Below are 8,929 nucleotides of genomic sequence, written 5' to 3' on the forward strand. Positions count from 1 at the left end.
TAAAAAGAAAGTCGCAGAGTTTTGTATTGAGCAAGACAAAAGCGGTAAAGCCGTGGAAATTGCCGAGATATCGCAGCAGCTTAGCGACGCCGAGCCGGCGGCCTTTGAGCGATTTGTTGTCGAATCAGCGCCGGATGCACCAGCGCAGTTTTATGCAGATCGAAAACAAATGCGCCAATTTGTAAGGATTAGCGGTAGAACCGATCAGCTGAGTTTAAGCTTCTCGTCAGAATGCCTAGGGCAAACTGTAGTATACGACGCTAACACCGATACCCTGGTGTTAAAGGACATTCCGCCGGCACTTAAGGCGCGCCTGATTAAGTATGTACATGGATCGCGCGAGAATAATTAGTTGTATCGCCTAAGTGTCGTCAACTGGTCTCGCGAGGTTGATTGGGGTGTTGGCTGTGTAGGCTTTGGTGTAGTTGAGTGGGGTGCTCCGAAGGTGACGTACCCTTGATGCAAGAGAGGATTCAATGCGTGTATTAGCAGTAGTAGTGGTGTTGGCGCTGGTCGCCGTCAACGGCTGGCAGTCCCTTGTTATTCAAGCACAAATGGCCGAAGTGGCTGCACTGGCAAAGCGGGTGGACGGCCTGGAGGCTCAGCTGGCCCACGCCCAAAGTACGCTGATCGAACTGGAAAGTCACAGCCTAGAGCAACAAATAAAGCGGGCCAATAGAAATTTGGTGGAAGGCTGGCAATCATTTTTGCAGGGCTTGCAGGAGGGTGTTGATGCCTCTCGCGAAGCCCTTAAAGAGAAAGAATTATTAGATAGCCAAGCGCCGGCGGACGATAATCTGGAGCGAACATAAGTAATCGCTTTCAGTCGGTTGGCAAAGCGTGCAACGTCTTAGCTCGTCGGTTAGGGGTGTTCGCGCCGGTCGCCAATTTTTTTTGCCGGCGAGCCAGCCATAATGGCGTAGGGTTCTACGTCGCGCGTAACCGTTGAATTAATGCCAATCACCGCGTGATCGCCAATAGTTACTCCGTCGGTAATTGCGCAGGCGGCCCCAATCCACACATCGATACCTACGTGAATCCCTTTTGAGCTCACCGGCTGCTGATGTACGTACCGATCTGGCGAGATGCCGTGATTAAATGCGTAAAAGTGGCAGTTGGCGGCGATGCGCGTGTGATCGCCGATAACAATGCCCGCGCGACCGCCCTCCAGGCGACAACTTTGGTTGAGCGACACATGCTGCCCAAGTTCGATAGGGCCGTGTAAATAGCAGTCGGCAGCGATGGCAGTGTGATCGCCAATGTGTACTGCGCGGCCAGGCTCTGCGAATATACGGGCGCTATCGGCGATAAAACATCGCTCGCCAAAGTGTACAGTTTCCAGGGCCATCAATTGACTCTGGTGCACCTGCTGCCAATTATTTGCCCACGCTTGATGCTTGGGTTTGAGTGTGTAATAGAGCCAGGGCATGTGATTAAGGCGTTGCTTGTGTTGCTCGCGATACGCGGCATCGTCAGCTAACGCCTCGTTGATATTGTGTTCCTGAGTCATGACCACGGTCTTTGCGTGAAGAAATAAAAAAGCGCCTGTGTTTACAGGCGCTTGGTGTGTCAGTTGATGAGGGCTATAAGGCCCAGGTCACCGCGGCAAGGCCAATGCCACCCAGTACAAAGGTGTAGGGCAGGGCCATTAGCACCATTTTGCCGTAGGAGAGGCGAATCAGAGGGGCGATAGCCGAGGTTAACAGGAACAGGAACGCGGCCTGGCCATTAGGTGTCGCCACGCTCGGTAGGTTGGTACCGGTATTAATGGCAATGGCCAAATTTTCGAAATGGGGGCGATCAATGGTGCCGGCGACCAGTGCGGCTTTCACTTCATTGATATACACCGTGGCCACAAAGACGTTGTCGCTGATCATGGACAGCACGCCATTCGCAATAAACAGCATGGGTAATTGCTTAGCTGGTTCCATTGCCAGCACCCATTCGGTGATGGGAGAAAACAGGTGCTGTTCGTGAATCACGGCCACAACGGCAAAGAAGACAACCAGTAGCGACGTAAAGGGCAGGGCTTCTTCAAAGGCGTGGCCAATTTGGTGTTCCTCGATCACGCCGTTAAAGGCGGTGAGCAGCACAATAATCATTAGGCCGACGAGACCTACCTCCGCCACATGAAATGCCAGCGCAAAGACTAGGATAAGTGCACCAATAGCTTGAATAATCAGCTCGGCCTTTTCAGCGGTACTGCGATTATTGTCCATTTCCGTGGCGTAATCCTGCAGCACGATGCGCACGTTTTCCGGGATTTTTTCGCCATAGCCAAATATGCCCAGCTTCTCCAGCAACAGGCAGCAGAGCAAACCACCCACTAGAGTAGGCATGGTAATGGGCGCCATTTTCATAAAGAAGGTAATGAAATCCCAGCCGGCTTTTTCTGCAATCAGCAGATTCTGCGGCTCCCCCACCAACGTACAAACGCCGCCGAGCGCGGTACCTACGGCGCCGTGCATGACCAGGCTGCGTAGAAAGGAGCGAAACTGATCGAGGTCTTCGCGATGGTATTCGACAACGTGGGTATCGTCGCCGTGGTCGTGTTTGCCGCCGCTATTGTTGGAGGCCACCTTGTGATAGACAGCGTAAAAGCCCACGGCAACGCTGATGAGCACCGCGGTGACGGTCAAGGCATCTAAAAATGCGGAAAGTACGGCCGCCACAAAGGAAAATAGCAGTGATAACAGCGCCTTGGAGCGGATGCCCACCAATATTTTGGTAAATACGTAAAGCAGCAGATTCTTCATAAAATAGATGCCCGCCACCATAAACATCAACAGCAGAATCACCTGAAAATTGGCCACCACTTCGTGATAAATAGCGTCTGGGCCCGCCAAGCCTAATATGGCCGCCTCGAGTGCGAGTAAGCCACCCGGTTGTAGGGGGTAGCACTTAAGCGCCATGGCCAGGGTAAAGATAAACTCGCCAATGAGCAGCCAGCCAGCCACAAAGGGGTTAATTAGATGCAAGACAAAAGGGTTGATGAGCAAAAAGCAGATAATGGTTAACTTGTACCATTGAGGTGCTTGGCCGAGAAAGTTCTTCAGCATCGCCTGCGAGATGGATTGTGGCATAGTGATTCCTATACAAGCTTAAGCTTGTGTTCTCCTGATGATTAGTTTTATTGGTGACTCAGCGCTAGTTTGCTGCAATAGGTGTGCGAGTGTATTGACGCCCAGTAATTAGCCCCAAGAGCCTACTAATTCTGTTAAAAATATCAATATTTTCAACAAGATCGCTGGCGAATTAGAACCAATTGCTTGATTATAGCCAACCAATTGAGCCGGCATACTATAGTTATACGTAATTATTTCCCCGAGCGGGCGGCAGCTGTATAAAAACTGCGCAATTCGCCCCTCTGGCACGCTCGGCGCGAGCGCCTGGACGGCACAGAGGCTACCTAGGATAGGTGGCGCGTTGGCGGCAACGGGGGTGTGCAGCGGTTCCCAACGATATGGCGCCTAAATCCGCAGGCGCACTAGGTATGGAAGGTATTGCGTGACGACGACTCAATCTATCAATTTATCCTCTTTGAAGCTGGTGCGTGAAGAGCTACTGGCAACGATTGAGGCCAGTGCAGCCAAGCTCGAGCAGTTTGTCGCTGACCGCGATAATGGCGATTTATTGCAGGGCTGCATCGACGGCATCAAGCAGATTAGCGGAACGCTAAGTGTGGTGCAGTTAAAAGGGGCAGACCTGTTGGCACAGGAAATTCTGGCTCTAGCACAGGAAATTACCACCGGCCTGAACGATCAGGCAGACCATTACATCTCCACCTTGACCTCGAGCTTCTTTATTTTACCACGCTACCTGGAATATGTACTTCAGACAAAGCGCAATATGCCGGTGCTACTGATCCCGGTTATCAATGAATTGCGTCAGGTCCGGGGTGCACCGTTTCTCAAGGACAGCCATTTCTTTGAGGCAGAGTTAATCATCGCCCGTGGCAATGCTGGCCAATCTACCGCCGTGATGGCCGAAGATCTGACTGCCTTGGCGCGGCGTCTGCGCCATATGTACCAGGTAGGGCTGCTGTCGGTGCTGCAAGGCAAGCAGGTGAAGCCCTCGCTGGGGATGATGCAGCGGGCCTTAGAGCGCCTTGACATCATCAGTGGCGGCCGGCCTCTGGGCAAACTCTGGTGGTTGGGTGCTATTGCATTGGGCGCAATGGCGCAGAAGGGGATGGAGCTTACTAAGAACCGCAAATTGCTGTTGAGTGCCATCGACCGGGAGTTAAAGAAGCTTCAGCGCGAGGGCGCCAAGTGTCTGGACAGGCGCGTGGACGATGCGTTGTTAAAGGACCTACTGTATGTCATTGCGTTGTCTGGCACGGACGCCGAAAAGGCGAAAACGCTGCTGGCTGCCTGTAACGTTGTGCCATTGGGCTATACCGATGCCGAATTGCGCCGCGAGCGCGATGCGCTAAAGGGCCCCAGTGCCAACACCATTAGTTCTATGGCGGCGGTGCTGAAAGACGAGCTGAACTCCGTCAAAGACGTGCTGGAGCGCGCATCACAGGCGGGTGCTTGGGCACAGGAAGAAAGCCAAGAGCTAGTGGCCACGCTGAGTAAAATTGCCGAAATTCTGGCGGTAGTGGGCCTGGTCTCTGCCAGCGGCACGCTGCGGAAAGAGATAGAGAAAATCTCTGCGTGGAATACCACCGGCGAAGCGCCAGCGCCAAAAGAATTATTGGAGGTGGCTGACTCGCTACTGTATGTGGAGTCCACCGTCTCTGGCTTGGGCTCGCAGAACCTCTCCGACGATCAATTGGCCCGTATTAACAGTGGCTCGCGCAATGAAATCATCGCCAGCAATCAGCTCATGGAAGCCGAAGCCTTGGTGTTTCAGGAGGCTGAGGCGGGCTTATCAATGATCAAGCGCGCGTTGAGCTCCTATTCGGAGTCGGGTTTTGACCGCGGCCATATTAAGAATGTATCCACCACCTTGGCTACCATTCGCGGCGGTATGGGCGTGATTGGGCTCGCGCGGGCCGCCAGGGTGACCGCGGCCTGCCAACGCTTTGTTTCCGATTCGCTGCTGGGTAATGATCACCCCGAAATGCTTCAGCAGATGCTGGAAACCTTTGCAGACGCGGTTATCGGCTTAGAGTATTACTTGGATGCCGCCAAGGCCGACAAGGACGCCGATGACAATGTTCTGCAAATTGCTGAAGAAAGTTTGGAGGCATTGGGCTACCCGGTCAGCTAATGCAGTTCGTTCCAGGATTAACACACCCACAACCCGCTCAGGGTAAACGCTGGCTGGTGGTGCAGGGCCACAAGCTTCTCACCCGGCAGGGCCAGTTTTTATTTGACGCGCCGTTGTCTGAAACAGCCGCTATCACGCTCAAGGTGGGTCAATTGTGCGTGCAAGGGCAGCTATACGATTGCTACTGTTGCCTGCTAGATTCGACCGCAAAGGATGCCGTGGCGCTGGGCGATGGCGAATTTGTGGGATTGCGCAGCCTCTTGTTAAGTGCGGCTGAGGCCGAGTTTCTATTGGCCGGTGCCGCTGTCCAGCTGGCTAATTGGTATGCCGATCACGCCTATTGCGGCCGCTGTGGCAGCGTCAACAGTATGCGTTCCGACGATCGCGCAATGCATTGCCTTAGGTGCGATCTGCGCCATTATCCGCGGCTTTCTCCCTGCGTCATCATGTTGATCGTTCGCGAAGACCATTGTTTGCTGGCCGTACATGCGCGTTCACAGCAACCCATGTACACAGCCCTTGCCGGCTTCGTGGAAGCCGGCGAGTCATTGGAGGCCGCCGTTGCCCGCGAGGCCGAGGAGGAGGTGGGGCTCAGTGTCGATGACGTGCGCTACGTGGGCAGTCAGCCTTGGCCTTTTCCCGGCCAGCTAATGGTTGGTTTTCACGCATCGCTGGCGCCAGACTCTGGTCCTCTGACGCTCCAGGATGAAGAAATTAGCGCTGCAGGCTGGTACCGCTTCGACCAGCTGCCGCCACTGACGCCGCCCATTCAAACACTATCTGGCCAGCTCATTGCCAAGTTTGTGGCTGATTGCAAAAGCCGCTATGGGTGACGGACAATAGCGCTTGAGGTATTGTGCGGCTGTTTAAACACGGTTGCCGTTTAGCAAAGGAAAAGCAATGTTCTACTACCTAATTGCAGGGTTAATTGTTATTGGCGGGCTGGTTCTGCTCTATATGGCCGCGCGTATGTTAGGCGAAAAGAGCTGGTTGTTTGGCTTTGTTAAAGGACTGACCGGGCTGCTAGTGGCCGGTTTCGGCGTTGTGTTAATTTTGGTCGCAGTGGATCTACTGGGCTACAAGCAGGTGCTGTCTGAAAAGCCCATTGCCACACTCAGTTTTGAACGGCTGGGTGAGCAGTCGTTTCGCGCAGTATTGCTGGAAACCGATGGGAACGAGCACCGCTTTGACCTTGCCGGCGACCAGTGGCAACTGGATGCCCGAATTGTGCGCTGGCCCTCAGCGTTGGCAGGCCTTGGCGCCAAACCGGCGTATCGCTTAGATCGCCTGGGCGGACGTTATTACTCCCTCGAAAAGGAACGCCAGGCTCATCGCACCGTGTACGGACTGGCCGAAGATGCAGGCTGGATCGACGTCTGGCCTTTGTTGACGGCGAGCAGTGACTGGCTGCCGTTGCAGGCGCAGTACGGCAGCGCCACCTATCTGCCCATGGCCGATGGTGCACTCTACGCCATCACCTTAAGTAGCACCGGTTTAGTGGGTAAGCCGCTGAATGATCCGGCCCAGCAAGCGGTAAATCGTTGGCAGTAGTGGCTGCTTTTTCAATCACAAATATTGAGGAACTCTCTTGGAATTTTTGATGGAGTACGGCCTGTTTTTGGCGAAAACTATCACCTTTGTCGTGGCTTTGGCTGCAATAATCGGGCTGATCGTTTCGGCCGGAGCGCGGGGTAAAAAAGACCCGGACGGGCAGGTGGAAGTGCGTCGCTTAAACGATCACTACGAAGACACCAAAGATATGATGCAGTCGGTGCTATTGGATGAAGATGAGTACAAGGCACTGATTAAGGAAGAAAAGAAGAAAGAGAAAGCCGAGGCAAAAGCCAAAAAAGCGGCTCAGAAAGCAGCGTCTAAGGCTCCGGAGGCAGCGGTTGCCAGCGACACCAAGCGAGTGTTCGTCATTGATTTTGAGGGCGATATTCGCGCTTCGGCCACGGGTGCGCTGCGCGAAGAAATTACGGCGCTGTTATCCGTGGCCGCCAAGGGCGACGAAGTGGTTGTCAGACTGGAAAGCGGTGGCGGTATGGTCCACAGCTATGGACTGGCAGCCAGTCAGCTCAAGCGCATTACTGATGCTGGTATTACGCTCACCGTTTGCGTTGACAAAGTGGCTGCCAGCGGCGGCTATATGATGGCTTGCGTTGCCAGCAAAATTTTAGCGGCGCCCTTTGCGATTATTGGTTCTATTGGCGTCATGGCGCAAATGCCGAATTTTCACCGATTGTTGAAAAAGAACGATATCGATTTTGAGCTGATTACGGCGGGTGAATATAAGCGCACGCTGACGATGTTTGGTGAGAATACCGAAAAGGGCCGCCAAAAGTTTGTGGACGAAATTGAAGAGGTCCACGGGCTCTTTAAGCGCTTTATCCAGGTGCATCGCAGCCAGGTGGACGTCGAGAAGGTAGCTACTGGCGAGGTGTGGTTTGGTCAGCAGGCGGTAGACAATTTGTTAGTGGACGATATTAAGACCAGCGACGAATACATTACCGGGCTGTACGACAACGCGCAGGTCTTTGAGATGCGCTATGAGTTACCGAAGAGTTTGCCACAAAAGCTGGGCCTAGCAGCAGAAGTGGCGTTTGACCGGGTATTTACCAAAGCCTGGCAAACGGTGACGCAGCGTTTTTCTGCCTAGGTTAAAGTGTCGTAATTTTCGGGCTGGCGAAATCTTGCCAGCCCACTAATCTCGCCGCAATTTATCCGATACTGCAATGGGGTTCGGATAGTTAAACACCACAATATAACTCGACACCAAAAACGTAATAATGGCCGTCGCCTGGATTAGCGTGGACGCTTTTTCACCTATGAGTGAGGCGTTGGTGGCCACAAAGGCAATCAGTAAGCTGAATTCACTGATTTGACCCAGCCGAAAGCCAATGTCCCAGGCTAGGTGGTTTTGTTCGCTTTGGGCGTGCAATAAAAACCGATAGGTTACCGGCTTTAGGATTAACACCATGGCAGCCATAACGGTGGCGCTTAAGGCAACGGCCGGCAGTAAATCTAGATTAAAGCGCGCGCCAATAGAAAAGAAAAAGATAATTAAAAAGAAATCTCGCAACGGCTTGAGGCTAATGGCAATGTATTGCGAAATCGGGCTGGTTGCCAAGGTAATGCCTGCGATAAATGCGCCAATTTCAGCCGATAGCCCGAGATACTCGGACAGCTCTGCCAAACCCATACACCAGCCGATGGCCAGTAGAAAGATGTATTCGTGAAAGCGGTCGAATTTTTGGATCAGTTTCAAGAGCACCCAGCGGACAAAGAGCCAGGCCGCCAGAGCTAATATGGGTAGCGCAACAAAAGTTTTGCCAAGTGTGGGCAGGTCTACGCGGCCCAGATCGCCACTGAGCAATACCATCAGGCAGATAATGGCGAGGAAATCCTGTAACAACAACAAGCCGACCATTAGGTCGCCTGTATGCTTGTGGTGCAATACGGTGGTGGGTAGCAGCTTGATGCCGATGATGGTGGAGGAAAACATCATCGCCATGCCAATAATCAGGTTTTCCAGATGGCTGAAGCCAAATGCCCAGCCGATGCTGTAGCCGGCAATGGCGAATAGGGCGGAGGAAATAATGCCGATATGGGTGGCCTGTTTGAGCACTGCAAACAGCGCCTTGGGTTGCATGTCGAGGCCGAGCAAAAATAATAAAAATACGATGCCCACGCGTGAGATTTCACTGATGAG

Annotated in this window: 9 protein-coding genes; 6 read left to right on the forward strand and 3 right to left on the reverse strand. The window is 53.2% G+C overall.

Annotation, left to right across the window (positions count from 1 at the left end; translation table 11 throughout):
* A partial coding sequence (locus tag ACW8F6_RS12810) for a nucleoid-associated protein (protein WP_491576266.1) occupies positions 1-352 on the forward strand: 352 nt, incomplete at its 5' end.
* Between the two features lie 124 nt (positions 353-476).
* Entirely contained in the window at positions 477-812 is a 336-nt protein-coding gene (locus ACW8F6_RS12815) for a hypothetical protein (RefSeq protein ID WP_491576267.1), read from the forward strand.
* Between the two features lie 50 nt (positions 813-862).
* Here ACW8F6_RS12815 and ACW8F6_RS12820 read toward each other — a convergent pair whose 3' ends face one another.
* Together ACW8F6_RS12820 and nhaB are read right to left on the reverse strand one after the other, a co-directional pair.
* Complete coding sequence (locus ACW8F6_RS12820; protein WP_491576268.1) at positions 863-1,510, reverse strand: acyltransferase; 648 nt, start codon at positions 1,508-1,510, stop codon at positions 863-865.
* A 73-nt stretch (positions 1,511-1,583) separates the two neighbouring features.
* On the reverse strand, positions 1,584-3,083 hold the full coding sequence (nhaB, locus tag ACW8F6_RS12825) for a sodium/proton antiporter NhaB (protein WP_491576269.1): 1,500 nt from the start codon (positions 3,081-3,083) through the stop codon (positions 1,584-1,586).
* 424 nt (positions 3,084-3,507) lie between these two features.
* Between nhaB and ACW8F6_RS12830 the strand changes: the two genes are divergently transcribed.
* The 4 genes from ACW8F6_RS12830 to sohB all read left to right on the forward strand — a co-directional run bounded on the left by ACW8F6_RS12830 (position 3,508) and on the right by sohB (position 7,876).
* Positions 3,508-5,217 (forward strand): FimL-related protein, encoded by a 1,710-nt coding sequence (locus ACW8F6_RS12830; RefSeq protein WP_491576270.1) that lies wholly within the window; start codon positions 3,508-3,510, stop codon positions 5,215-5,217.
* Positions 5,217-6,050 (forward strand): NAD(+) diphosphatase, encoded by an 834-nt coding sequence (nudC, locus tag ACW8F6_RS12835; RefSeq protein WP_491576271.1) that lies wholly within the window; start codon positions 5,217-5,219, stop codon positions 6,048-6,050. Before ACW8F6_RS12830 ends, nudC begins: the two co-directional genes overlap by 1 nt.
* A gap of 67 nt (positions 6,051-6,117) precedes the next feature.
* A complete protein-coding gene (locus tag ACW8F6_RS12840) occupies positions 6,118-6,768 on the forward strand; it encodes a cation/multidrug efflux pump (RefSeq protein WP_491576272.1) in 651 nt (216 codons plus the stop codon).
* Between the two features lie 37 nt (positions 6,769-6,805).
* A complete protein-coding gene (gene sohB, locus ACW8F6_RS12845) occupies positions 6,806-7,876 on the forward strand; it encodes a protease SohB (protein ID WP_491576273.1) in 1,071 nt (356 codons plus the stop codon).
* Positions 7,877-7,921: 45 nt separating this feature from the next.
* Here the strand turns inward: sohB and ACW8F6_RS12850 are convergent.
* Positions 7,922-8,929 (reverse strand): cation:proton antiporter domain-containing protein (locus tag ACW8F6_RS12850; RefSeq protein ID WP_491576274.1); only part of this gene is annotated, 1,008 nt, incomplete at its 5' end.

Source organism: Simiduia sp. (assembly GCF_058345725.1).

Excerpts from the sequence above, each read along its gene's own strand:
- nudC (WP_491576271.1), top strand. The coding sequence starts at position 5,217 with ATGCAGTTCGTTCCAGGATTAACACACCCACAACCCGCTCAGGGTAAA.
- ACW8F6_RS12815 (WP_491576267.1), top strand. The coding sequence starts at position 477 with ATGCGTGTATTAGCAGTAGTAGTGGTGTTGGCGCTGGTCGCCGTCAAC.
- ACW8F6_RS12820 (WP_491576268.1), bottom strand. The coding sequence starts at position 1,510 with ATGACTCAGGAACACAATATCAACGAGGCGTTAGCTGACGATGCCGCG.
- ACW8F6_RS12840 (WP_491576272.1), top strand. The coding sequence starts at position 6,118 with ATGTTCTACTACCTAATTGCAGGGTTAATTGTTATTGGCGGGCTGGTT.
- nhaB (WP_491576269.1), bottom strand. The coding sequence starts at position 3,083 with ATGCCACAATCCATCTCGCAGGCGATGCTGAAGAACTTTCTCGGCCAA.